Annotated in this window: 1 pseudogene; it reads left to right on the top strand. The window is 62.4% G+C overall.

Annotated features, from left to right (window positions below):
• Positions 1–263: pseudogene (locus SB816_RS32555) on the top strand (NAD-dependent epimerase); the annotation flags it as partial.

Genomic DNA, 263 nt, shown 5'->3' with positions numbered 1-263 from the left:
GCCGCGGTGCAAGCTGCGCGCGACACTACCCATGTGTTCTATGCCGCGTTCAGCCCGGACCCTGACCTGGCGGTAGAGGCCGAGCGCAATGCGCAAATGCTCGCCAATGTGCTGGACGGACTTGAGCAAGCCAACACCGCGTTGCAGCGGGTAGTGATCTATCAGGGTTTCAAGATCTATGGCTCACACCTGGGAGCCAAGGTGCTTACGCCGGCGCTGGAGAGCGACCCGGGGCATATGCCGCCCAACCTGTATCTCGCCCA

Source organism: Achromobacter sp. SIMBA_011, from assembly GCF_046535435.1.
Taxonomy (GTDB): domain Bacteria; phylum Pseudomonadota; class Gammaproteobacteria; order Burkholderiales; family Burkholderiaceae_B; genus Achromobacter; species Achromobacter dolens.
The sequence above is the reverse complement of the archived record's forward strand: the minus strand, read 5'-3'. Positions and strand labels throughout refer to the sequence as shown.